The 22,903-nt window shown below is 56.6% G+C and carries 22 protein-coding genes; 8 read left to right on the top strand and 14 right to left on the bottom strand.

What is annotated here, in order from left to right:
• Positions 1–167: 167 nt before the first annotated feature.
• Both N7922_RS02185 and N7922_RS02180 read left to right on the top strand, forming a co-directional pair.
• Entirely contained in the window at positions 168–2,075 is a 1,908-nt protein-coding gene (locus N7922_RS02185; protein ID WP_263099077.1) for an ABC transporter ATP-binding protein, read from the top strand.
• Between the two features lie 27 nt (positions 2,076–2,102).
• Positions 2,103–3,035, top strand: coding sequence for a LysR family transcriptional regulator (locus tag N7922_RS02180; protein WP_263099076.1), 933 nt, complete (start codon positions 2,103–2,105; stop codon positions 3,033–3,035).
• Between the two features lie 53 nt (positions 3,036–3,088).
• Here the strand turns inward: N7922_RS02180 and mdcH are convergent, their stop codons facing one another.
• The 10 genes from mdcH to prs form a co-directional block, all read right to left on the bottom strand.
• Positions 3,089–3,985 carry a malonate decarboxylase subunit epsilon gene (gene mdcH, locus N7922_RS02175; RefSeq protein WP_263099075.1) on the bottom strand — a complete coding sequence of 299 codons (897 nt, stop codon included), beginning with the start codon at positions 3,983–3,985 and terminating at the stop codon, positions 3,089–3,091.
• On the bottom strand, positions 3,985–4,602 hold the full coding sequence (locus N7922_RS02170) for a malonate decarboxylase holo-ACP synthase (RefSeq protein ID WP_263099074.1): 618 nt from the start codon (positions 4,600–4,602) through the stop codon (positions 3,985–3,987). Before N7922_RS02170 ends, mdcH begins: the two co-directional genes overlap by 1 nt.
• Positions 4,603–4,604: 2 nt before the next feature.
• Positions 4,605–5,564 carry an AEC family transporter gene (locus N7922_RS02165; RefSeq protein ID WP_263099073.1) on the bottom strand — a complete coding sequence of 320 codons (960 nt, stop codon included), beginning with the start codon at positions 5,562–5,564 and terminating at the stop codon, positions 4,605–4,607.
• Positions 5,565–5,687: 123 nt separating this feature from the next.
• Positions 5,688–6,488, bottom strand: a complete 801-nt coding sequence (gene mdcE / locus N7922_RS02160; RefSeq protein WP_263099072.1) for a biotin-independent malonate decarboxylase subunit gamma — start codon at positions 6,486–6,488, stop codon at positions 5,688–5,690.
• Positions 6,485–7,321: a biotin-independent malonate decarboxylase subunit beta gene (locus tag N7922_RS02155; protein WP_263099071.1), complete on the bottom strand. Its 837-nt coding sequence runs from the start codon at positions 7,319–7,321 to the stop codon at positions 6,485–6,487. Before N7922_RS02155 ends, mdcE begins: the two co-directional genes overlap by 4 nt.
• The gene (mdcC, locus tag N7922_RS02150) at positions 7,314–7,613 is read right to left on the bottom strand and encodes a malonate decarboxylase acyl carrier protein (RefSeq protein WP_263099070.1); all 300 of its coding nucleotides are present in this window, start codon (positions 7,611–7,613) and stop codon (positions 7,314–7,316) included. Before mdcC ends, N7922_RS02155 begins: the two co-directional genes overlap by 8 nt.
• A gap of 9 nt (positions 7,614–7,622) precedes the next feature.
• Complete coding sequence (locus N7922_RS02145) at positions 7,623–8,480, bottom strand: triphosphoribosyl-dephospho-CoA synthase (protein ID WP_263099069.1); 858 nt, start codon at positions 8,478–8,480, stop codon at positions 7,623–7,625.
• The gene (gene mdcA, locus N7922_RS02140; protein ID WP_263099068.1) at positions 8,480–10,135 is read right to left on the bottom strand and encodes a malonate decarboxylase subunit alpha; all 1,656 of its coding nucleotides are present in this window, start codon (positions 10,133–10,135) and stop codon (positions 8,480–8,482) included. Before mdcA ends, N7922_RS02145 begins: the two co-directional genes overlap by 1 nt.
• Before the next feature lie 202 nt (positions 10,136–10,337).
• Complete coding sequence (locus tag N7922_RS02135; protein WP_263099067.1) at positions 10,338–11,828, bottom strand: nicotinate phosphoribosyltransferase; 1,491 nt, start codon at positions 11,826–11,828, stop codon at positions 10,338–10,340.
• Between the two features lie 13 nt (positions 11,829–11,841).
• Positions 11,842–12,702: a ribose-phosphate diphosphokinase gene (prs, locus tag N7922_RS02130; protein ID WP_263100821.1), complete on the bottom strand. Its 861-nt coding sequence runs from the start codon at positions 12,700–12,702 to the stop codon at positions 11,842–11,844.
• Positions 12,703–12,898: 196 nt separating this feature from the next.
• Here prs and N7922_RS02125 point away from each other — a divergent pair, with 196 nt between their 5' ends.
• Positions 12,899–13,621 carry an NUDIX hydrolase gene (locus N7922_RS02125; RefSeq protein ID WP_263099066.1) on the top strand — a complete coding sequence of 241 codons (723 nt, stop codon included), beginning with the start codon at positions 12,899–12,901 and terminating at the stop codon, positions 13,619–13,621.
• 37 nt (positions 13,622–13,658) lie between these two features.
• Here the strand turns inward: N7922_RS02125 and N7922_RS02120 are convergent, their stop codons facing one another.
• The gene (locus tag N7922_RS02120; RefSeq protein WP_263099065.1) at positions 13,659–14,639 is read right to left on the bottom strand and encodes a 5-bromo-4-chloroindolyl phosphate hydrolysis family protein; all 981 of its coding nucleotides are present in this window, start codon (positions 14,637–14,639) and stop codon (positions 13,659–13,661) included.
• Between the two features lie 13 nt (positions 14,640–14,652).
• Positions 14,653–15,777 (bottom strand): toxic anion resistance protein, encoded by a 1,125-nt coding sequence (locus tag N7922_RS02115; RefSeq protein ID WP_263099064.1) that lies wholly within the window; start codon positions 15,775–15,777, stop codon positions 14,653–14,655.
• Between the two features lie 178 nt (positions 15,778–15,955).
• On the opposite strand from N7922_RS02115, the gene N7922_RS02110 reads away from it, so the two are divergent.
• The 3 genes from N7922_RS02110 to N7922_RS02100 are packed head-to-tail and all read left to right on the top strand — an operon-like array spanning position 15,956 to position 18,115.
• Positions 15,956–16,975 carry a hydrolase gene (locus N7922_RS02110; RefSeq protein WP_263099063.1) on the top strand — a complete coding sequence of 340 codons (1,020 nt, stop codon included), beginning with the start codon at positions 15,956–15,958 and terminating at the stop codon, positions 16,973–16,975.
• Positions 16,972–17,190: a YheU family protein gene (locus tag N7922_RS02105; protein ID WP_061492895.1), complete on the top strand. Its 219-nt coding sequence runs from the start codon at positions 16,972–16,974 to the stop codon at positions 17,188–17,190. The genes N7922_RS02110 and N7922_RS02105 overlap by 4 nt, the downstream gene beginning before the upstream one ends.
• 55 nt (positions 17,191–17,245) lie before the next feature.
• Positions 17,246–18,115, top strand: a complete 870-nt coding sequence (locus N7922_RS02100) for a phosphoribulokinase (RefSeq protein WP_263099062.1) — start codon at positions 17,246–17,248, stop codon at positions 18,113–18,115.
• Positions 18,116–18,164: 49 nt separating this feature from the next.
• On the opposite strand, the gene N7922_RS02095 is transcribed toward N7922_RS02100, so the two are convergent.
• Positions 18,165–18,569 carry an OsmC family protein gene (locus N7922_RS02095; RefSeq protein ID WP_263099061.1) on the bottom strand — a complete coding sequence of 135 codons (405 nt, stop codon included), beginning with the start codon at positions 18,567–18,569 and terminating at the stop codon, positions 18,165–18,167.
• Between the two features lie 337 nt (positions 18,570–18,906).
• Between N7922_RS02095 and crp the strand changes: the two genes are divergently transcribed.
• On the top strand, positions 18,907–19,539 hold the full coding sequence (gene crp, locus N7922_RS02090; RefSeq protein ID WP_000242758.1) for a cAMP-activated global transcriptional regulator CRP: 633 nt from the start codon (positions 18,907–18,909) through the stop codon (positions 19,537–19,539).
• A 48-nt stretch (positions 19,540–19,587) separates the two neighbouring features.
• A complete protein-coding gene (locus N7922_RS02085; RefSeq protein ID WP_263099060.1) occupies positions 19,588–21,666 on the top strand; it encodes a YccS/YhfK family putative transporter in 2,079 nt (692 codons plus the stop codon).
• Here N7922_RS02085 and N7922_RS02080 read toward each other — a convergent pair.
• Positions 21,663–22,880: an aspartate aminotransferase family protein gene (locus N7922_RS02080; protein WP_263099059.1), complete on the bottom strand. Its 1,218-nt coding sequence runs from the start codon at positions 22,878–22,880 to the stop codon at positions 21,663–21,665. The two genes, N7922_RS02085 and N7922_RS02080, sit on opposite strands and share 4 nt — an antisense overlap.
• Positions 22,881–22,903: the final 23 nt, after the last annotated feature.

Below are 22,903 nucleotides of genomic sequence, written 5' to 3'. Positions count from 1 at the left end.
GGGCGTCGTACCTGTTACGCTTCCGGCTGGCTACCCGCGGGCGCTGCCAGAATGATTTTGTCTATCATCTTCATTTTGGGCTACCATTGCGGCCCCGGTACGGCATTTGGCCGTAACCTTACATTATCATAATGACAAATTAACATAGTCTGAACATACGGCGCCTTATGATTGTTTTCTCCTCGTTACAAATTCGTCGCGGTGTGCGTGTCCTGCTGGACAACGCCACGGCCACCATCAATCCAGGCCAGAAAGTCGGTCTGGTGGGTAAAAATGGCTGCGGTAAATCCACGCTGCTGTCGCTGTTGAAAAACGAGATTGGTGCCGACGGCGGCAACGTGACCTTTCCGGGAAACTGGCAACTGGCGTGGGTAAACCAGGAAACCCCGGCACTCAACGAAGCGGCTATCGATTATGTGATAGACGGCGATCGGGAATACCGCCAGCTTGAGGCACAACTCAACGCTGCCAACGAGCGCAACGACGGTCATGCCATCGCCCTCGTGCACGGCAAACTGGATGCGATTGATGCCTGGACCATCCGTTCACGCGCTTCCAGCCTGCTGCACGGTCTGGGCTTTTCTAACGAACAGCTTGAACGCCCGGTCAGCGACTTCTCCGGCGGCTGGCGCATGCGCTTAAACCTTGCGCAGGCGCTGATTTGCCGCTCCGATCTCCTGTTGCTCGACGAACCGACTAACCACCTGGATCTCGACGCCGTGATCTGGCTGGAAAAGTGGCTGAAAAGCTACCAGGGAACGCTGATTCTGATTTCCCACGACCGTGACTTCCTCGATCCGGTGGTGGACAAAATTCTGCATATCGAGCAGCAAAGCCTGTTCGAATATACCGGCAACTACAGCTCATTCGAACGTCAGCGCGCCACGCGTCTGGCTCAGCAGCAGGCCACTTACGAGAGCCAGCAGCAACGCGTTGCTCATCTGCAAAGCTTTATTGACCGCTTTAAGGCCAAAGCCAGCAAAGCGAAACAGGCACAGAGCCGCATCAAAATGCTTGAACGCATGGAGCTGATTGCCCCGGCGCACGTGGACAACCCGTTCCATTTCAGCTTCCGCGCCCCGGAAAGCCTGCCCAACCCCTTACTGAAGATGGAAAAAGTCAGCGCAGGGTATGGCGATCGCACCATCCTTAACGCCATCAAGATCAACCTGGTGCCGGGCTCCCGTATTGGTCTGCTGGGGCGTAACGGCGCCGGTAAATCCACCTTTATCAAACTGCTGGCCGGGGAACTGGCGGCGCAGAATGGTGAAATCGGCCTGGCAAAGGGCATTAAGCTGGGTTATTTCGCCCAGCACCAGCTGGAATTCTTACGCGCCGACGAATCCCCCTTACAGCATCTGGCCCGTCTCGCCCCACAGGAGCTGGAGCAAAAACTGCGTGATTATCTCGGCGGTTTCGGTTTCCAGGGCGACAAAGTCACGGAAATAACCGAACGTTTCTCCGGCGGTGAAAAAGCGCGGCTGGTGCTGGCGCTGATCGTCTGGCAGCGTCCAAACCTGTTGCTGCTTGATGAACCGACTAACCACCTTGACCTGGACATGCGCCAGGCGCTGACCGAAGCGCTGATTGAGTTTGAAGGCGCGCTGGTTGTCGTGTCGCACGATCGCCACCTTATCCGTTCCACCACCGACGATCTCTATTTGGTGCACGACGGCAAAGTCGAGCCATTCGAAGGGGATCTGGAAGATTATCAGCAGTGGCTGAGCGACGTCCAAAAGCAGGAGAGTCAGCCAGCGGATGCTGTGGCTAAAGAGAGTGGCAACAGCGCACAGGCGCGTAAAGATCAAAAACGCCGTGAAGCAGAGCTGCGCACGCAAACGCAGCCGCTACGTAAAGAGATCGCCCGTCTGGAAAAAGAGATGGAAAAGCTGAACGCACAACTGGCGCAGGCAGAAGAGAAGCTGGGCGACAGCGGGTTGTACGATCAGAGCCGCAAAGCGGAGCTGACCGACTGCCTGCAACAGCAGGCCGCAGCGAAATCCGGACTGGAAGAGTGTGAAATGGCGTGGCTGGACGCACACGAGCAACTGGAAGCGATGCTGCAAGGGGACTAACGCGCCAGTCAGGCGGCGAGAGGGCTTATGAATCTGGATATCACCAACGACATTACGTTTCGCAAGCTGGGTATTTTCATGGCCTTTATGGACAAGGGAAATATCGCCCGCGCCGCCGAAGCCCTCAATCTTAGCGGTGTCAGCGTGCATCGTGCGCTGCACACGCTGGAAGAGAATGTCCGCTGCCCGCTGTTTGTCCATAAAGGCCGTAATCTGATACCGCTGCCCGCCGCCTGGACACTGCTGGAGTATTGCCAGGAAGTGACGCAACTGATGGAGCGCGGTCTGGACGAAGCGCGCAAAACCGCCGGCGTCGGCCAGGGCAGATTACGCGTCGGCACCCTCTATTCGCTGACGCTGGAAACCGTACCGCGACTGATTATGGGCATGAAGTTACGCCGCCCCGAGCTGGAAATGGATTTAACCATGGGCTCGAACGACACCCTGCTGCACATGCTGGCAGAGGGAACACTGGATGCGATTCTGATCTCCATTTCCGAAAGCGAGATCGACCACAGCAGCCTTGAAGTGTTGCCGCTGTTCCATGACGATATCTTCCTTGCCGCTCCGGCCAGCGCCACGCTGAAAACCGATACCCTCGCCGATCTGCGGGATTACCGCACGCAGAAATTTGTCTCGCTGGCGGAAGGTTTCGCCACCTACGCCGGGTTTCAGGAAGCGTTTCATATTGCCGGGTTTGAACCGGAAATCGTCACCCGCGTTAATGACATTTTCTCGATGCTCAGCCTGGTGCAGGCGGGCGTGGGCTTTTCGCTGATGCCGGGAAGAATGAAAAAGGTCTATGAAAGTTCGGTGCAACTATTGCGCCTGGCGGAGCCGTATCAAATGCAGCAGTTAATCGCCATTGTCTTCGCCCGTAACCGCGAGCACGATCCCAACCTGCTGGCGCTCGCCGCGGAAGGCCGGATGTACGCCCGCAGTTTACAGGATAACGCCTGATTTTTTGCCCGCGAAAACGCCTCGCGTCGCCATCCGGCCAGGGGCAAAATACCTCACGCGCTGAGCCGCTTCGCCAGGTGCAACACCACATCCACACCGCTACGCTCCAGCGAAAGGCTTTCGCCGTTCCACGCCGCCTGTCGGGTCAGACAGGTCAAAATACCGCCCGGCGGCATTTCGATAGCCAGTCTGGCGTCGCGTTCGTTAGCGGCAATCACCGCTTCCTGCCAGCGCACAGTGCGCGCCATATTCCACGCCAAATCGTCGGCAATTTTCTCCGGCTGCCATAGCACGCGCCCGGTACTGCCGCTTAAATAGGCGCATTGTGGTCGGGACAACGTGACGTCAGCAAAGGCCTGCGCCAGTTTTTTAGCCGGTGCGTCCAGCAATGCACAGTGCGAGGGTACGCTCACCGCCAACCGTTGCGCTTTGCTGGCCCCTTTTGCCAGCGCACGCTGCGCCACCTGCGCCATCGCCTCATCGCTCCCGGCAATCACAATCTGTGTTTCGGCATTGAGATTGGCGATATACGCCCCGCTGTCTGCCACCAGCGTTTCCACCTGGGGGAGCGTCAGTCCCATAATGGCCGTCAGCCCGTATCCCTGCGGATAGGCCTGCTCCATCAAATCACCACGCAGCGCCACCAGTCGCAACGCATCGCGAAAATCGAGTGCGCCAGCAATCACCGCCGCCGGGTAAGCGCCAATCGACAACCCGCTGGTGATATCCGCCTGCACGCCACGACGCTGCAACTCGCGCGCCCAGGCCACTCCGGCAATCAATAGCGCCAGTTGCACTGCGCGCGTATGTTTTAATGCTTCCGGCGTATCCAGGGTATCAACTTCTGCCCCGAGCACCGCGCGGGCTTCGTTTATTTCGTTTCCCGGAAGCGCCTGTAACATACCGGGACGCTGTGTCCCCTGCCCCGGGAAAGTGAACAGAATTTTCATTACTCCTCCCTGCGCCAGGGGTCGCTCACCAGACGCGGCCCGTGGTTCGTTTTCAGCATCACCCGCCCATCGCGTAGCCACTCTGCCAGTGCAAAGCCGCCATTTGGCGTGTCCACTTGCGTATCTGCCCGGCACAAACCACCGCTGATGTGCTGCTGCCAGCGTTGCAGCTCAGCCTGAGCAAGCGGCTGCGGCGCGCGGATCAACAGGTCGAGATCGCTGGTCGCGTGAATAACTGGAATCCCGGTCGCCAGCGCATAGGCGGTACTGCCGGTAACACCCCATATCCAGGGCCAGTTTAGCTGCGCCAGTTGCAGCGCCAGCTGTACCGGCGGCTGAGAGATAAACGGCGAACGCAGCAGTTCCTGCGGCGCGATAAGCTGTTCGGGTGAGACCACACGGTTAACCCGTTCCGGCCTCACCCATCCAGCCGCGCGCTGATCACGGCGCACGCCGCGCACGCCAACGGGAATTCGTCCACTTGCATCAACATCACGCCGCACAACAACCGGTAACCCGGCATGCCAGATCTCAGCGACCCAGGGTTCGCTTACCCCTTCCAGCGCGTCAGGCGCGGAAAGCCAAAGCAGATCGTGCGGGCGTAATGTTACGGTCATGGTTACATTCCTGAAGTCAGCGAGATAAACAGCGGCAGCGACAGGATACACAGAACGGAGCTCAGCAGCAGTACGGCTTCAGCATCCGGCGATTGCACGCCAAAGCGGTTACCGAATACCACGCCGAAGAAGCCAGCCGCCAGTGCAATCATCAGGATAGCGGTAATAGCCACAGAACCATGCAGACCGAATACCAGCACAATCCCCCAGGCAATGGCGGGTTGGATCAGCAGTTTCGTGATGGTTGCAGAGATAACCATGGTGTTAATTGCCAGTTTGCGCGCAGACAGGATAACCCCGGTCAGGAACAGCGCCGCAGCGGTAGCAGACAGGCCCAGCGGTTTAATGGAAGCCAGCACCAGTTCCGGCATCTTGATACCGATAGCGGAAAGCACCACACCCAACAACGGTCCCCAAACAATCGGTTTTTTCACCGAGCGCCACATCAGCACCGGCAGCATCGCCAGCGTGGAACCGGTATCGCCACCCGCCGCACGGGCTTTTTCGCGCTCAAGGATCAGCAGGCAGAACGGGGTCATTAGTACGGAACCACAAGCGATGGAAACCGCCACGGACAACGAGGTGGAAGAGCCTTCGCCCAGTACGCTACCGAGGATCGGCAGGCCCAGCGCCGCATAGTTCGGCAGTGCGACGGTCAGCGTCAGAACAGCGGCATCCTGCGGCGATTTTTTGAAAACAGACGTCGCCAGGAAATAGATGGCGGCATAGGTGATCCACATGGAGAGCACCAGCACCACAATCAGGGGTGACTGGGCGATAATCCCGGTCCACGGTGTCTGTACGGTGGCGCTAAACAGCGCAGCCGGCAGGGCGAAGTCCATTACAAAGATATTGAGCAGGGAAACGTTTTTGTTGTCGACCATTTTGGCCTTTGCCGCCCAGAAACCCAGCAGCATGATGACAAAGATCGGTGCGAGGGCATGAACAATTACATAAGTCATAGAAAATCACCTGTAAGCCTTTAAAAGGAAAAGAAATAGCACTAGCGCGATGGTTATTATTTTCAGTAGCGCATGAGCGCGGGTTCGCGCCCATGCGTTGCTATCTGGCAGGTTTCTTTTTACTTACCAGCTCGCTTTCATGCGTTCGCGCACAAGAGCGGAGCTACGGCGGTTGTCAGCACCCAGACGGTTTTTCAACGAGGTGTCCTGACGAGCGTCTTTAATGGCCTGTTGCAGCGTGGTGGTCACCTGCGCCAGATCGCTTGCAGAAGGCGCATCCGGATTGCTGATATTCAGCAGATCCGCCAGCAGCCCCAGCGTTGCGTAGTTACTGATGTCATATGCCATCGGTGGGATAGTGGCAGCCAGTTTTTCCAGCGCCTCAACGGTACGCAGCGTAATGCGCGCCGCCGACTCTTTGCCCATCGCGTGGATCAGTACACCGGCGTCGTTGAACGCAATCAGGCGGTTAGCCTGGTAGCCGTGCGCCAGAAATGCACCGGACATCGCTTTACCGACGATCAAGCCGATCACCGGGTGACCCGCCAGACGCGCATTGGCGTAAGCCGCGGCCGCACCGGCTAACGCCTGGTGAATACCAAACGCTTCTTCGCGACGGCCATAGGCCTGGCTCGGCACATCAATCACCGCGATGATCGGGCGTTTCACGCTGCTGTTGGCATCGGCAGCCACGGTTTCGCTGACAGCTTTTGCCAGCGTCCAGCCTTCCAGCAGACCGACTTCCCCTTTTGCCGCTCGTGGGTAATGGTTGTTGGCATCCGGCACCACGGCGATAAAACGCACCGCTTCGCCGTTAACGTCGCCATCTGCGGCCTGCACTGACGGGCACAGCCCGCTCAGGCGTTGGGCGTTAGGCGCCAGTTTTTCCAGCCATAATGCGCCGCGGCTCATTGTCGTACTCATGCTTTACCCTCCCCGGCAAACAACGCGCTGATCTGCTCTGCATCCGCTTGTTTGCGGGTGTCGAACTGGCTCAGACGTTGCAGATAGTCATCGTATTTATCGGTGCGATGTTGCGCCGGCACGCCTTTGGCGATCGCCGCGTTCATTGCCGTTTTCACCGCATTAATGCCGTCGCCGACCAGCGCATCCACCAGCCCACTGTGATAGCGCACTTCGCCACCGGTCATGCTCCAGATAAACGGACGGTCGCGGGAGTCATACTCTTCGATCCCGGCTTCCTGCTCGATAACCTGCGGGCCGTTCAGACCCAGGCGCGCTTCACGGGTCACAATCAGGTAGCTGCACAGCGCCGCCGCGATGGACATCCCACCAAAGCAGCCAACGGTCCCGGCAACAATGCCGACCACCGGGGTGTAACGGCGCAGATCGACAATCGCGGCATGGATATCGGCAATCGCCGCCAGGCCGAGGTTGGCTTCCTGCAAACGCACGCCGCCGGTTTCCAGGCACAACACCGCCTGCGTCGGGATGCCGTTGCGGTTATCTTCTGCCGCCAGCTCCAGCGCCGCCGCCATTTTTGCGCCGGAAACTTCGCCCATACTGCCGCCCTGGAAAGCGCCTTCGATGGCTACCACCACCGCAGGCTGACCATTGATGGTGCCTTTAGCGACCACCATACCGTCATCCGCCTGCGGCACGATGCCCTGCGGCCCTAACCACGGGGAGATGATGCCGTCGAACGGATCCAGCAATTCGCGGTAGCTGCCTTCATCCAGCAGTGCATGTGCGCGCTGACGCGCTTTGAGTTCGATAAAACTGCGATCGTCACGCATAGCTCACCTCTTCGAAAACCTGTTCGATACGGATACGCGCCACACCGGGCGTCGCGCCGAAATCGTGAATCACCAGCTTGCCGGCAGGCAGCGTGCTGACCAGACCGAGGCGGTTGAACAGGGCTTCCCAGCGTCCACGGCTGTTATCCACGGAGGTGGTGATATCAATTGTCAGTGTTTGCCCCTGGTCGGCGGTGAATAACACCTCCATATCCCCGGAGCCCACAACGCCTGCCAGCGCTTTACCGCGTAAGGCGCGGCCCGCAGGCACGGTTATCGTAATGTGTTCCATAACTTCCTCTTAATTCGCTAAATAAGGCGTGGTAATGCGATCGAGAAACAGCGTGGCGGCGAGTAAATCTGCCGCACCGCCCGGCGACGCGTTTAATGCCAGCATTTGCCTGTCCAGTTCGGCCAGCCGCTGCTGCCCGTCAGGATGCGCAACCCCACCCGCACGCAGTACCGCACGCGCACCGTGGCGCATCGCCTCCAGCCCTTCGAGACCCGCGCGCGATAACACACAGGTGTCGCTGAGTGAGGTCATGATGGCCATCAGCGCATCCAGCCTTGCGTGGGTTTCGCTGCTGCCGCGCTGGCGGCTGAGGTGGAGCTGCGGCAGCGCCAGCCTCATGATGTGCGGAAACGCCTGCTGTGCTTCTTCACGCGCACCGGGAACCCGGTAGCGGTGCGTGGCGCGAAGCCCTTTACTAAAGACCTTCGGCGCAGCGTCATCCGGCAGTGTCGCCAGTTGGGCAGCAATGTTGGCAATCGCCTGCGCCGACCCTTCGCCGCCGCACATCGCCACCGCGCTGACCAACAAGCCCAGCGCCCAAATCGCACCGCGATGGGTATTCACGCCGTCGGTGGCGGCCATCATCTGCTGCTCGCCTTCCCGACCGAGTCGCCCTATGGTTTGTCTGAGCGCAACGTTTGCCGGTTGCAACCAGCTTTGTTGCGCCAGCGCCTGAAACGTAGGGGTCAGGCTGTGCGCGGAACGCTCCATCAGTTCGAGCGTTAAATCGTGGTGCGCGCCGTTCCCCCGACTGTCCACCAGACCGGGTTTCGGGCTTAAACGTGCTTCGTCAATCAGACATTGTGTGGCGGTGTGCGCCAGACGAAAGGCACCGCCCTCAGCCGCAATCTGTGGCAGAAGTTTCATTACCAGCTCCGGAATTTCGCAGGTGGGTTGTAAAGACCGCCGGACCATTCCACCAGGTCAGCCACGCTGCTGGCAGCCAGCAACGAGCGGGTCGCATCAGTGCGGCGAATGCCCATATCTTCCGGGTACACCACTTTGCCGCTCTGGCGCAACGCAGCGACGCGTTTTGCATCCACACCCAGACCGATGTCGGTAATACCGGCAACCGCAGCAACCATTGCGCGGCGCTCTTCCATACTGTCGGCACGGTAGAGGTAAGCAATCCCCTCTTCGGTCAGCACATGGGTCACGTCATCGCCATAAATCATTACCGGTGCCAGCGGCATACCGGAGGATTTCGCCACGTCCACGGCATCGAGTTTCTCGACAAAGGACGGTTTCGCGCCTGCCTGGAAGGTTTCCACCATCTGCACCACCAGTTTTTTACCGCGCTGCATCGGGTCAGGTTCGGTAATCATGTTCAGCCATGCCGGGGTAGCGTGGCGACGACCATGCGGGTCATGCCCCATGTTCGGCGCGCCGCCAAAACCGGACAGACGACCACGCGTGACGGTGGAGGAGTTTGCCAGGCCATCGATCTGTAAGGTGGAACCGATAAACATATCCACCGCGTACTGGCCTGCTAACTGGCAGAACGCACGGTTGGAACGCATGGAGCCGTCAGCACCGGTGAAGAACACGTCCGGACGGGCACGGATGTACTCTTCCATCCCCAGCTCACCACCAAAGCAGTGCACGCTTTCCACCCAGCCGCTTTCAATTGCCGGGATCAGCGTCGGATGCGGGTTCAGCGTCCAGTGTTTACAGATTTTGCCTTTCAGGCCGAGCTGTTCGCCGTAGGTCGGCAGCAGCAGTTCGATAGCCGCAGTGTTAAAACCGATACCGTGGTTCAGCGACTGCACCTGATGCTCCGCGTAGATGCCTTTAATCGCCATCATCGCCATCAGGATGTGTTCTTGTTTAATCAGACGCGGGTCACGGGTGAACAGCGGTTCGATAAAGAACGGTTTGTCAGCAACAACCACGTAGTCAATCCACGAGCCGGGGATATCCACACGCGGCAGATCGCACTCGTCGTCCACCAGTTCGTTCACTTGCGCAATGACGATACCGTCGCGGAAGGCCGCTGCTTCAACCAGCGCCGGGGTATCTTCCGTACTCGGGCCGGTGTACAGGTTGCCTTTGCGGTCCGCTTTGTAACCGGCAATCAGCGCCACGTTCGGGCACAGGTCAACATACAGACGGGAGTAAAGTTCGATGTAAGTGTGGATCGCGCCGATTTCCAGCAGGCCGTCTTCCAGCAGTTGCGAAATGCGCAAGCTTTGGGTGCCAGAGAAGGAAAAATCGAGTTTGCGTGCGATGCCTTTCTCAAAGATATCAAGATGTTCGCTGCGACCGACGCTTGGCATAATCATATGCAGGTCGTGCACTTTTTGCGGGTTGACTTCAGCCAGCGAGCGGGAAAGGAAATCCGCCTGCTTCTGGTTGTTCCCTTCGAGTACCACACGGTCGCCCGGTGCGATCAGTTTTTCCAGCATGGCGACAAGGTCGCCGGTCGGCAGTACCTTGCCCTGCACAGGAACGGACGCCAGGCGGCGCTGTTTCTCGCTGCGCCGCGTGTTCCATACCCGTGCTGGCGTTTGCCCAGATAACATTATTAACCTCCTGATTCAGCTCATCATTTTGATTTGCTTAACACTGAACTCAGTGTGCGCTCTGGTGAGAAAGGCATCAATTAAGGAGGTCGTTAAATCATTAGCCTGAGAGTAATAATCAAAGAAACAATCTGTGATGTGGATCAGTTTCAGCGGCGGGAAAACGATCTATGGCGGCACAGAATGCGCCGCCATGAAGAGATTAGCGCTGGCTGGCCAGACGCTGGCGGATCTGTTCGAAGTGTTCAGACAGGTAGAGCTTGCCATCAAGGAAGCGGGTTTTCAGTTCACCGCCTTGCTCCTGCTCCCAGCTCTGCTCGTCATGCAGTTGCAGTTCACCCTGCGCGTCACGCTCTACCCGCAATAACCCACGTGCCGAACGTTTCAGGCCGTTATCGGTTTTTGGCTCTTTAAAAATCATCCGCCCTTCGCCGTTTACCGCTCCCCAGGTGGCTTTCATGGCGAAACCGAAGGTATCACGAGTGTTGTACTGATAAGTAAACGAGCCTACGCCGAACACCACATTCGAACTGGCAAACCCTTTAGCCTCCAGACGGCGCAGGATCTCATTGGCGCGTGCCAGAGTAATAGAGTCGCCATAAATCAGGCCAACGTGCGGATCCAGCACTTTGTAGCCTTTGTCGTTGATCGTGCCGCCAAAAATGTCCCACAGCACTTCGACAGAGCCTTTCTCTTCCGGGCTGCGTTCGGGACGGGTGTCGTCATCCGCGCCAGTACCGCAGAGGATATCCACCGGGTCGCCGCTGTCCGGACGGAACACTACACGACCTTCGCGACCAAGAATGATCTGTTTCAGCTCGCGGGTATATTCCGTCAGAACGCGCCAGTAGTCCCAGGTATCAGAGACAATCGACACAAATCCCTGCGGATAAATATCGGCAATCAGGCGACGGAACGTTTCGATTTCATGGTCGTGTTCACCCATACACATCACGCTGTGCTCGGTGGCCGGAATGCTGGCGCCAATGAAGTACTCTTCGCCACCGGTGTAGTGATCGCGGGCATACAGCAGCGACGGGATGCTGTCGGTCCCTTTAAAACTCAGCAGGTGCCCTGCTCCGGCCTGCGCGGTGTCGTGCAGGCCCGCCATGCCGCGGAATGAGAAGTCATGACACTGGAAATCCAGGTGTGATAAATCCGTACAGGTTTTTGCCGCCCACTGTTCACAAATCTTACGGTAGTGGTGTGCAATGGTGGCATTGGTGGAGGCTTTCCACAGTTCGGCGGAGAGCACCGTTTCCAGGTAGTTCACCAGCCAGAAAAACTCATCGCGGGTGTTAGTGATGGTGAGAACCGGCACTTTCATCGGGACTTTGCTGCCTTCATCCAGCGACTTAATGTGCAATGGCAGATAACCCAGGCGATGCAGCGCGCGAATGTGATCCACCGCCACGGCATCCCTGCCGAGATAGCTATCCATCACCTGTTTGTATTCGTTCACCACCTCCTCTTCCGGGCGGGCAAAAAAGCCGTCGTTAAACAGATCGACCATAAACCATTGCAGGAACCCCTGCAGACCAAAGAACACCAGTTTGCCGTCTGCCACCGGCGACTGGAAAAAGCGGTCGCTGCGCGGGGTAAAGTTGGAGTACACCTGCGTTGTCCCCTGCGGATACTGCACGCGGTGCGACACTTTGTAACCGTCGATAGCCAGGATTGGATTGATATTCATGGTGTTATCTCCCTTAAGCGCGAAAAATGGTGTCAATGTCGATCAGTTCAACCCGCGGCTCAGCAAGCTCAGGCGAGGCGTAGGACGTGGTGGTGTAAATGGCGTCGATACCGTTGTTGAGCAGGTTCTCCACACCTTTGGAGAAGACGCCGTGCGTAACATACAGACTGACGCTGCAGGCGCCCGCATCGCGCAGTACCTGAGCCGAGCCAATAAACGTGCCGCCTGCATCGCAGAGGTCATCAACAATCAGCAGATCTTTTCCTGCCACATCGCCAGAGACCAGCGCAAACCCGGTCAGATTACCGGTCGCCACATCGCGCGCCTTCGTCAGAATGGCGTACGTCTGCGCGCCGCTGGCTTTCGCCACGTTGTGGATTTTCTTCAGGGCGCCCGCATCCGGCGCCACCAGCATCAGTTCGCCCTGACGGATGGCGCGGCGCAGCGTTTCGCTCTGTAACAGGCAGGTTTCCTGAGCAATGGCGACACAGTGATGAATGGCTGCGGCGGCGGCATCGCTGTGCGGATCGAGGATAAACACTTTGTCGAAATTCAGCGTGTTCAGCTGGTTAGCGAAGACTTTCAGCGCAAAGCTGTCGCCTGCCACCATATGCCGGTCCTGACGCGCCCATGGCAGCCAGGCCAGTTCCAGATGGCTGATGTTGATATCTGCAACATGGCGTACCGCCTCGACCAACTGCGCCAGCAGCATAAAATCGTTCATATCCCGCATGGCGGCCATACGGATACGCATAACGCGGGCGAAGGATGGCAGCGTACCGGTGACTTTCAGCCATACTGCACCATCCGGAAAAACGCCGTGCGTAACATCAACCTGCTGATTATCCATAAACAACGCAATTCTGCTCGCCATCATTCACCTCACATTTATTTAATTATGTCCCTTGGACACTTTTAATATTGTCCATAAGACACTATTGATGCAAGCATTTTTTGTCTGTGTAATGCAGAAAGAAGATAACAGGCTGAAAAATAACAGATTAAAAGTTAGCTTGCCGCACTTCGGCAGGCTGATAAACTTGGGGCGTGTGCAATTAAGCGAGTAAGCGATGATCAGCGAAGCAGAGTATCTGGACTCTTATGATGCCAGCCGTTTTCCTTCACCTTTGGTGACGGTCGACAGTGTGTTGTTTACCCTGCATCAGCAGGTGCTTTGCGTGTTGTTGGTTGAGCGCGCCAGCCAGCCGCAACAAGGCCGCTGGGGGTTACCCGGTGGTTTTATTGATATGGCGAAGGACGATTCCACTCGCGCCACGGCGCTGCGTAAACTGACCGAGAAAACCGGCGTCTCTCCCTCCTGGCTTGAACAACTGGATACCTTCTCCGGCCCGCAGCGCGACCCGCGCGGCTGGAGCCTGACCGTTGCCTGGTTTGCCCTGATCTCGTGGGTTTCTTGCGCACCGCACATTGCCAGCGTCAGCAATGCCAAATGGGTGCCGGTCAGCGAACTGGACCAGTATGAGCTGGCTTTCGATCATCGGGATATTATTCAGGCGGCGCAGCACCGACTACGGCAGAAAACCATGTACTCGCTGCTGCCGGTTTACTGTCTGCCGGAAACATTCACGCAGACGCAACTCCAGGAGGCGACCGAGATTATTCTTGGCCAGCCCATCCAGCGTAAGAGTCTGATCCGCCGTTTTGAAGCGTCCGGCATGTTTGAAGAGACCGGGGAAAGTGTGGCGACCGGGGCGCGAAAAGCGCGGCTGTGGCGGCGCAAACCGGATGTGGATATCCACCTGTTTTCGCGCAATTTACTGGCGGATGGCTAATGTCTGCACCCGCAATTGCGCAGGTGCAGATACCCGATCACTTCACATAGCCGTCTGTTTTAAGAAGTTTGTCCAGCGTTTTGAGTTCAGAATTGAGATCATCAGCGTCGTTTTCCAGCAGCGCCTGGTGTTGCTGATGAAACGCGCTTCTTAAGCGTCGCATCATCTCCAGTTGCTCTTCTACCGACTTTTGCCGCTGTTGGTCGTCGAGCAATTGTTCCGAAAGGGTCTGCCCCTGGGTGACAATCATTTCAACACCGGGCAGATAACGGTCTAAAAAGCGCCGCCCCGGCACTTCATCCCTTTTGTCTGTTTCCATGCATTGCAGGATCTGGCGCGCTGACGCAGTAATCTGCGCCAGTTCAGCCAGTAGCGGAGCGGGCAGCCCTCTCTTTTTTTCCAGGCTCGCGATGCGCTGCGCCAGCAACTGATCCGCTTCGGCGGCTGTTTGTTGCACTTTTTCGGCTTCCGCAAGAATCGCCAGTTGGACTTCACGTTTACGCGCGGCAATCTTCAGTGACCACGCATACAGGAGATAGCCGACAAAGAGCAACGCGAAGAATGCAAGGTAGACGGGATGCGCACTGTATTCATAGACCTGCCGGTACATCGATATAGACATAATCATTAAAAATACATACAGCACATGGATGTTGCTAAGCCGTCCCCAGCCCCGATAGAGATGCACGAGCATCGCCATCATTCCCGCCCAAAATGGCAGCGCGATGGCATCTCCCACAAAAAGCCAGAAAAGGCCGGCCAACGCCCCCACAACCAGCGCAATGCGATCAAAGAACAGCGTGCGGCCCAGCAGAATAAAACCAAACCAGTTCACTACCGCGAAGCAGGCTGCGAGTCCCCCCACATCTTTCCCCAATTCGGTATCCACCTGCGTGGCGAAACGGGCTGAGTAGGCGGAATATAACAAGCCCGCGACAAACATCAGTATCCGGGCGGTGATACGGTTCAAACGGTTGCTGTAATAGGCATCCAGCGAGTGTGTGATTTTCTCGAGCATGGTCTCTTCCTGCTTACTGCTGGCCCGCCGTTCCGCTGGTGATGGAGGCCAGACGGGTACGCAGATCGTTTTCCATTGTGAGGAGCTCTTTTTCTACTTCAGACCGGCGTTGACGCGCGTCAGTCGCAATTTTCACCGACTCTTCGATGGTGCTCAGCAACCGCGACTGCACATCGCGCAGTGTGTCGATATCCACCACTGACCGCTCCACCTCACGCGCCGTTTCCAGCGTGCCGGTTTGCAGCATTTCCGCATTGCGGCGCAGTAAATCATTGGTGGTATCCGCCACCTCTTTTTGCAGTTTCGCCGCCTGACGCTGGGTTTGCAGCGACATGGCCAGCGCTATCTGGCTTTTCCACACCGGAATGGTGGAAAGAATGCTGCTCTGGATCTTTTCCGCCAGTGACTGGCTGTTGCTCTGCATCAGGCGAATTTGCGGGGCGGACTGCATCGCAATCGTGCGCGATACCATCAAATCATGCAGGCGACGCTCAAAGCGCTGAATGCCTTCCAGCAGATCGCGCACGCGCTGCGCATTCATCGGGTCCGATGCAGCCTGCGCCTGCAACGCGGGCAGTTCGTTCTGTTTTATCTGCTCCAGCTTTTGCTTACCGGCAATAATGTGCAGCGTAATTTGCTGAAAAACCTCGCGGTTACGCTCAAAGAGGGTCTCAAGCACCGAAATATTACGCAGCAGATCAACCATCGCGTCATTCAGCTTTGCGGTGATGCTTTCCACCTGCTGAGACAGCGTCTGGTACTCCAGCAGCGTGCGCTCAATGCGGTTAAACAGCGATCCCAGCAGCGGCAGCGAGGCAAGAAAGCCCGGTTTTTGCTCAAAGGCGCTGATATCCACCCCTTTGATTTTTTGCAGCAGCTCGGTCAGTTGCGTACCGATAATGCCCGCATCTTTTGCCCGCACTTCCTGCATCAGGGAGTCGGAGAACTGCGAGATGCTGTTCATGGTTTTTGCGCCGAAGCCCAACGAAAACGCCGGGTCGTTAATATTGATCTCTTCAACAATATGCTGGATTTGCGCGTGATCCGCCGGGGTTAAATGTTCACTGCCTGGCAGGTCATTCATCGACTGGTTTACTTGCTGCGGTGCTGCGAGGTCAAGCGAGGTATTTTCCGTCATCCAATACGTCCTCAATGGGTAAATGGCAGACAGCGGTAATCTTATGTAATCGCTGGTTTTCTTGAGTCTTTATAAGGCTGTCTGTAAAGGCTAATACGTTACAACAGCAGCAAAGTATTAAACAGCCCAATTGTTAGCAAGTATAATAACCGTCTATTAACTTAAATTTTTTATTAAGATGGCAGATATTACACCGGCAAATTTCCTTGAAAATCAGGGAGACGCGCACAACTTTCATCCGATGCCGGGTGCGCGCAATCCGCATCTACAAACGATGCTGCCACGTCTTTTACGTCGTCGCCTGCAGTTTGAGCCGTGGTGGCAGCGCCTTGAACTGCCGGATGGCGATTTTGTTGATCTCGCCTGGAGTGAAGAGCCGTATCAGGCGCGGCATAAACCGCGTTTGGTGGTGTTTCATGGTCTTGAAGGCAGCCTGCACAGCCCTTACGCCCACGGTCTGGTTCATGCCGCCAGGCAGCGCGGCTGGCTGGGCGTGGTGATGCATTTTCGCGGCTGTAGCGGCATCCCTAATCGTCTCAACCGCATCTATCACTCGGGTGAAACCGAAGACGGCACCTGGTTTTTGCACTGGCTGCGCGAGACGTTCGGTGCAGCGCCGACGGCGGCAGTCGGTTACTCTCTGGGCGGCAACATGCTCGGCTGCTTGCTGGCAAAAGCCGATGACAACCTGCCGGTCGATGCGGCGGTGATTGTGTCAGCGCCGCTGGTGCTGGAAGCGTGCAGCTACCACATGGATAAAGGGTTCTCCCGCGTTTATCAGCGCTACCTGCTGAACTTGCTGAAAGCCAACGCTGCGCGGAAATTACGTGCTTACCCAGGCTCGCTACCGTTAACGCTGTCGGCACTGCGCAAAGTGCGGCGCATCCGCGAGTTTGACGATCTGATCACCGCGAAAATCCACGGCTTTGCCGACGCGCTGGACTACTATCGCCGCTGTAGCGCAATGCCGGTACTGCCGGATATTCGCAAACCGACGCTGATCATTCACGCCAAAGACGATCCGTTTATGGATCATAACGTGATCCCGGATGCCGGACATTTGCCGGCGAACATTGAGTATCAATTGACCGAACACGGGGGTCATGTCGGTTTTGTCGGCGGAACATTACGCCACCCGGAAATGTGGCTTGAAACGCGCATTCCGGACTGGCTGTCCGCATATCTGGAGTCCAAATGATCATTCCCTGGCAAGATATCGCAACCGAAACGCTGGATAATCTCATTGAGAGCTTTGTCTTGCGCGAAGGCACCGATTATGGTGAACATGAACGTTCGCTTGAACAAAAGGTCGCCGACGTTAAACGGCAACTGCAACGCGGTGAAGCCGTGCTGGTGTGGTCTGAGCTGCACGAGACGGTAAATATTATGCCGCGCGGGCAGTTCCGGGACTAACAGGGTGCAGGGCGGCTGGCTATACTGAAAACAATTGTTGATTCAGGGAGTTGCTATGTCCGCCAAACACCCGGTTATTGCCGTCACCGGTTCCAGCGGTGCGGGAACCACCACCACCAGCCTCGCCTTCCGTAAAATCTTCGCCCAGCTTGGTATGCAGGCCGCCGAGGTGGAAGGCGACAGTTTTCATCGCTATACCCGTCCGGAAATGGATATGGCGATCCGTAAAGCCCGCGATCTTGGGCGGCATATCAGCTACTTTGGCCCGGAAGCGAATGACTTTGGGCTGCTGGAGCACACCTTTAGCGAATATGGTCAGACCGGCAAAGGCCAGGCGCGAAAATATCTCCATACCTACGATGAAGCCGTGCCGTGGAATCAGGTGCCGGGTACGTTTACCCCCTGGCAACCGTTGCCTGAACCCACGGATGTGCTGTTTTACGAAGGGTTGCACGGCGGTGTTGTGACGCCGCAGCATGACGTGTCGCGCTATGTGGATTTACTGGTCGGTGTGGTGCCGATTGTTAACCTGGAGTGGATCCAAAAGCTGGTGCGCGACACCAGCGAGCGCGGGCATTCCCGTGAAGCGGTAATGGATTCCGTCGTGCGCTCAATGGAAGACTATATTAACTTCATCACCCCGCAATTTTCCCGCACCCATATTAACTTCCAGCGCGTCCCGACCGTCGATACCTCAAACCCGTTTGCGGCAAAAGGCATTCCCTCGCTGGATGAGAGTTTTGTGGTGATCCATTTCCGTAATCTGGAAGGGATTGATTACCCGTGGTTACTGGCCATGTTGCAGGGTTCGTTTATTTCCCATATGGACACGCTGGTAGTGCCGGGCGGCAAGATGGGGCTGGCGATGGAGCTAATTATGACGCCGCTGGTGCAACGGCTGATGGAAGGGAAAAAGATCAAATAGCGGTCGGCGTATTATGCCCGGTACGCCTGACGCTACCGGGCATCGTCCATCAGGCTTCGATGACTTCGTAGGAATGGGTGATGTTCACCGCTTTTTCCAGCATCAATGCCACAGAGCAGTACTTCTCCGCCGACAGATCCACCGCACGAGAAACCGCCGCGTCTTTCAGATCGCTACCGGTGACGATAAAGTGCAGATTGATATGCGTAAACAGACGCGGCGCTTCTTCACGACGTTCCGACGTCAGTTTCACTTCGCAGTTCGTCACGTTATGACGCCCTTTTTGCAGGATTGAAACCACGTCGATCGCGCTGCATCCGCCTGCGGCCATCAGCACCATTTCCATCGGGCTTGGCGCTTTGTCGCCTGAGTTGCCGTCCATCAGGATTTGGTGACCCGATGCGGACTCACCGAGGAACGTTAGCCCTTCCACCCATTTCACACGAGCCTGCATTTTAATTTACTCCGGAGTTGCAATTTTCTTTACAGATTACGCGTACATAACAAAAGTCGCAACGGAAGGCGACCTGCGTCATGCTGAAGCGAGACACCAGGAGACATGCGGTAAAAGCTATGCTAAAACAATCTGGATGCTACAGAGATACATTGACATTACGCATGTACGCAAAGGACATCATACATTAGAGACCGCAGATGACGCTGACGGTCCACTTCCAGGGATTTTGGAAGCGAAGACACGAAGTCGAATGATAGCGTGTATAGATTGCAACCCCAGAAGCAGGGTGCACATCCTGTGTCTGGAGACAGCTTATAACAGAGGATAATCGCGCATGGTGCTTGGCAAACCGCAAACAGACCCGACTCTCGAATGGTTCTTGTCTCATTGCCACATTCATAAGTACCCGTCGAAGAGCACGCTGATTCACCAGGGTGAAAAAGCAGAAACGCTGTATTACATCGTTAAAGGCTCAGTGGCAGTGCTGATCAAGGATGAGGAAGGGAAAGAGATGATCCTCTCCTACCTGAATCAGGGAGATTTTATCGGTGAACTGGGGCTGTTCGAAGAAGGTCAAGAGCGCAGTGCATGGGTACGCGCTAAGACCGCATGTGAAGTGGCCGAAATCTCCTACAAAAAATTCCGTCAGTTGATCCAGGTTAACCCGGACATTCTGATGCGTCTCTCCTCGCAAATGGCGCGCCGCCTGCAGGTAACGTCGGAGAAAGTCGGTAACCTCGCATTCCTGGACGTAACAGGCCGTATCGCACAAACGCTGTTGAACCTGGCGAAACAGCCGGATGCTATGACCCACCCGGACGGCATGCAAATTAAAATTACCCGTCAGGAAATTGGTCAGATCGTCGGTTGTTCCCGTGAAACAGTGGGCCGTATTCTGAAAATGCTGGAAGATCAGAACCTGATCTCCGCCCACGGTAAAACCATCGTGGTTTACGGAACCCGTTAATCCGCAAAACGGCGCGTTGGTCATCCGGCGCGCCGTTTTTGTTTCCCCATGTGGCGCAGGCTGATTTATCACCCCGAAATCAACTATGCACTGCGACAAACGCTGGTGTTATGTTTGCCCGTGGCCATCGGGTTAATCGTCGGCCATTTCCAACAAGGCCTGCTGTTTTCTCTGGTTCCTGCCTGTTGCAACATTGCCGGTCTTGATACCCCGCATAAGCGCTTCTTTAAACGTTTGATTATTGGCGGCTCGTTGTTCGCCGGATGCAGTCTTGCCGTGCAGCTTCTGCTGGCCGAAGCGCTGCCTCTGCCGCTGATTTTTACCGTCCTCACCTTACTGCTCGGCGTGACTGCCGAGATCAGCGCACTGCACGGGCGCTTGCTGCCTGCGTCGCTGATAGCCGCCATCTTCACACTGAGCCTTGCGGGCAGTATGCCCGTGTGGGAGCCGCTGCTGATTTATGCGCTGGGTACGCTCTGGTACGGCGCGTTTAACTGGTTCTGGTTCTGGATGTGGCGGGAGCAACCGTTGCGCGAATCGCTCAGCCTGCTCTACCGGCAACTGGCTGATTATTGCGAAGCCAAATACAGCCTGCTGACGCAGCATGCCGATCCGGAAAAAGCCTTGCCACCGCTGCTTGCGCGCCAACAAAAAGCGGTGGATATGATCAGTACGTGCTATCAGCAACTGCATATGCTGGCGGCCAATCAGCACAATGATTACAAACGCCTGCTGCGCGTCTTCCAGGTGGCGCTGGATTTGCAGGAACATATTTCTGTCAGCCTGCACCAGCCGGAAGAGGTGCAAAAACTGGTGGAACAGACCCATGCTGAACAGGTGATCCGCTGGAATGCGCAAACCGTCGCCGCCCGCCTGCGCGTCCTGGCGGATGACATTCTCTATCACCGCTATCCGACACGTTTCACAATGGACAAGCAAATTGGCGCGCTGGAAAAAATCGCCCGCCAGCACCCGGAAAACCCGGTCGGACAGTTTTGCGCCTGGCACTTTAGTCGTATCGCCCGCGTGCTGCGAACCCAGCGTCCGCTCTATCTGCGCGATTTGATGGCCGAAAAACAGCGCCGCCTGCCGCTTATTCCGGCGCTCAGAAGCTATTTATCATTGAAATCCGCAGCGTTGCGTAATGCCGCGCGTATCAGCGTGATGCTCAGTATCGCCAGCCTGATGGGCAGTGCGCTGCATTTGCCGAAGCCGTACTGGATCATGATGACCATCATGTTTGTGACGCAAAACGGTTATGGCGCAACACGGGTGCGTATTGTGCACCGGGCGGCCGGCACGCTCGCCGGGCTGATGATTGCCGGGATTGCCCTGCACTTTCACGTACCGCTTGGTTTTACGCTGGCGGCAATGCTGCTGATCACCCTGATAAGTTATCTGATCATCCGTAAGAACTACGGCTGGGCGATGGTCGGCTTTACCATTACCGCCGTGTATACCCTGCAACTGCTGACGCTCAACGGCGAGGAGTTTATCGTCGCCAGACTGATCGATACCCTGCTCGGCTGCCTGATTGCCTTCGGCGGCATGGTCTGGCTATGGCCGCAATGGCAAAGCGGCCTGTTGCGGCAGAACGCCCACGACGCGCTGGAAACCGATCAGGAGGCTATTCGCCTGATCCTCAGCGATAGCCCGCAGCCTACCCCGCTGGCCTGGCAACGGATGCGCGTCAACCAGGCGCACAATGCGCTGTTCAATTCACTGAATCAGGCCATGCTGGAGCCGGGGTTCAATACCCGCTATCTGGAGGACATGAAGCTCTGGGTGACGCACAGCCAGTTTATCGTTGAGCATATCAACGCCATGACCACCCTCGCGCGCGAGCACACCATGCTGACGCCGGATCTGGCGCAACGCTATCTGCAATCCTGTGAAATTGCACTACAACGCTGCCAGCAGCGACTGGAGTATGACGGGCCGGGCGAGTCGGGGGATGTGAATATTCTGGAGGCGCCGGAGACATTGACCCACGGGCCGATGAGCACTCTGGAGCAACATCTACAGCGGGTGCTCTGGCATCTGAACACCATGCACACCATTTCGTCGGTGGCATGGCGTCAGCGCCCGCATCATGGCATCTGGCTGGCCCGCAGACTGCGGGGTTAGTTGATCACTTTCGCCACTGCAGCGGCAAAGCGATTCATCCCTTCGTTAATGTCCTGCTCGTCTATCACCAGCGAGGGTGCAAAGCGCATCACATCCGGGCCGGCATTCAGCACCATTACGCCCGCATCGGCCGCCGCGTAGAGGAAATCGCGGGCGCGGCCTTTAAACTCTGCTTTTAACTCTGCGCCGATCAACAACCCCATACCGCGAATGTCGCTGAACAGGTCGAATTTCTCGCCGATTTGCTGCAAATGTTTAACGAACAGCTGGCGTTTTTCATTCACTCCGCTCAGCACGTCTGGCGTATTGATAATATCAAACGCCGTCCCGGCAACGGCGCAGGCCAGCGGGTTGCCGCCGTACGTCGAACCGTGTGAACCGGCATGGAACGCGCTGGCAATCTCATGCGTGGTCAGCATCGCGCTGATGGGAAAACCGCCGCCCAGTGCTTTCGCGCTGGTGAGAATGTCCGGCGTGACGCCATAGTGCATATAAGCAAACAGCTCACCACAACGCCCCATGCCGCACTGGACTTCATCAAACACCAGCAACGCATCGTGCTGATCGCACAGTTCACGCAAGCCTTTAAGAAACGCCGGCGTTGCCGCTGTGACGCCGCCTTCACCCTGAATCGGCTCAACCACCACCGCACAGGTGTGATCGTCCATCACCGCTTTTACCGCATGCAGATCGTTAAACGGGACATGGATAATGTCTGCCGGTTTCGGACCAAAGCCGTCGGAGTACTTCGGCTGACCACCCACGCTCACGGTGAACAGCGAACGGCCATGGAAGGCATGATGGAACGCGATGATTTTGGTTTTATACGGGCTGTGACGCGTAGATGCATAAAAACGCGCCAGCTTAAATGCGGTTTCGTTGGCTTCAGTACCGGAGTTCATAAACACCACGCGCTCGGCAAACGTGGCGTCAATCAGTTTCCGCGCCAGGCGAAGTGCCGGTTCGTTAGTGAACACATTGCTGGTATGCCACAGGGTTTCCCCCTGCGTTTTCAGCGTTTCCACCAGCGCCGGATGGCAATGACCTAACGCCGTGACGGCAATACCACCTGCAAAATCAACATACTCTTTACCCTGCTGATCCCACACACGGCTGCCTTTTCCCTTCACCGGGATAAACTCGGCTGGTGCGTAAATTGGCAGAATAACGTCATCGAATGTTGCGCGCGTAATTGCGTCTTGCTGAGTTGCCATGTCATGCCCACCTATTAATATGC

The organism is Kosakonia sp. ML.JS2a (assembly GCF_025642095.1).
Classification (GTDB): Bacteria; Pseudomonadota; Gammaproteobacteria; order Enterobacterales; family Enterobacteriaceae.
Note: the sequence above shows the minus strand (reverse complement) of the source record. Positions and strands in the feature narration are given on the sequence as shown.

What these genes read in the sequence shown, in the direction of transcription:
- N7922_RS02185 (WP_263099077.1), top strand. Translation starts at nt 168, where the DNA reads ATGATTGTTTTCTCCTCGTTACAAATTCGTCGCGGTGTGCGTGTCCTG.
- N7922_RS02180 (WP_263099076.1), top strand. Translation starts at nt 2,103, where the DNA reads ATGAATCTGGATATCACCAACGACATTACGTTTCGCAAGCTGGGTATT.
- mdcH (WP_263099075.1), bottom strand. Translation starts at nt 3,985, where the DNA reads ATGAAAATTCTGTTCACTTTCCCGGGGCAGGGGACACAGCGTCCCGGT.
- N7922_RS02170 (WP_263099074.1), bottom strand. Translation starts at nt 4,602, where the DNA reads ATGACCGTAACATTACGCCCGCACGATCTGCTTTGGCTTTCCGCGCCT.
- N7922_RS02165 (WP_263099073.1), bottom strand. Translation starts at nt 5,564, where the DNA reads ATGACTTATGTAATTGTTCATGCCCTCGCACCGATCTTTGTCATCATG.
- mdcE (WP_263099072.1), bottom strand. Translation starts at nt 6,488, where the DNA reads ATGAGTACGACAATGAGCCGCGGCGCATTATGGCTGGAAAAACTGGCG.
- N7922_RS02155 (WP_263099071.1), bottom strand. Translation starts at nt 7,321, where the DNA reads ATGCGTGACGATCGCAGTTTTATCGAACTCAAAGCGCGTCAGCGCGCA.
- mdcC (WP_263099070.1), bottom strand. Translation starts at nt 7,613, where the DNA reads ATGGAACACATTACGATAACCGTGCCTGCGGGCCGCGCCTTACGCGGT.
- N7922_RS02145 (WP_263099069.1), bottom strand. Translation starts at nt 8,480, where the DNA reads ATGAAACTTCTGCCACAGATTGCGGCTGAGGGCGGTGCCTTTCGTCTG.
- mdcA (WP_263099068.1), bottom strand. Translation starts at nt 10,135, where the DNA reads ATGTTATCTGGGCAAACGCCAGCACGGGTATGGAACACGCGGCGCAGC.
- N7922_RS02135 (WP_263099067.1), bottom strand. Translation starts at nt 11,828, where the DNA reads ATGAATATCAATCCAATCCTGGCTATCGACGGTTACAAAGTGTCGCAC.
- prs (WP_263100821.1), bottom strand. Translation starts at nt 12,702, where the DNA reads ATGGCGAGCAGAATTGCGTTGTTTATGGATAATCAGCAGGTTGATGTT.
- N7922_RS02125 (WP_263099066.1), top strand. Translation starts at nt 12,899, where the DNA reads ATGATCAGCGAAGCAGAGTATCTGGACTCTTATGATGCCAGCCGTTTT.
- N7922_RS02120 (WP_263099065.1), bottom strand. Translation starts at nt 14,639, where the DNA reads ATGCTCGAGAAAATCACACACTCGCTGGATGCCTATTACAGCAACCGT.
- N7922_RS02115 (WP_263099064.1), bottom strand. Translation starts at nt 15,777, where the DNA reads ATGACGGAAAATACCTCGCTTGACCTCGCAGCACCGCAGCAAGTAAAC.
- N7922_RS02110 (WP_263099063.1), top strand. Translation starts at nt 15,956, where the DNA reads ATGGCAGATATTACACCGGCAAATTTCCTTGAAAATCAGGGAGACGCG.
- N7922_RS02105 (WP_061492895.1), top strand. Translation starts at nt 16,972, where the DNA reads ATGATCATTCCCTGGCAAGATATCGCAACCGAAACGCTGGATAATCTC.
- N7922_RS02100 (WP_263099062.1), top strand. Translation starts at nt 17,246, where the DNA reads ATGTCCGCCAAACACCCGGTTATTGCCGTCACCGGTTCCAGCGGTGCG.
- N7922_RS02095 (WP_263099061.1), bottom strand. Translation starts at nt 18,569, where the DNA reads ATGCAGGCTCGTGTGAAATGGGTGGAAGGGCTAACGTTCCTCGGTGAG.
- crp (WP_000242758.1), top strand. Translation starts at nt 18,907, where the DNA reads ATGGTGCTTGGCAAACCGCAAACAGACCCGACTCTCGAATGGTTCTTG.
- N7922_RS02085 (WP_263099060.1), top strand. Translation starts at nt 19,588, where the DNA reads ATGTGGCGCAGGCTGATTTATCACCCCGAAATCAACTATGCACTGCGA.
- N7922_RS02080 (WP_263099059.1), bottom strand. Translation starts at nt 22,880, where the DNA reads ATGGCAACTCAGCAAGACGCAATTACGCGCGCAACATTCGATGACGTT.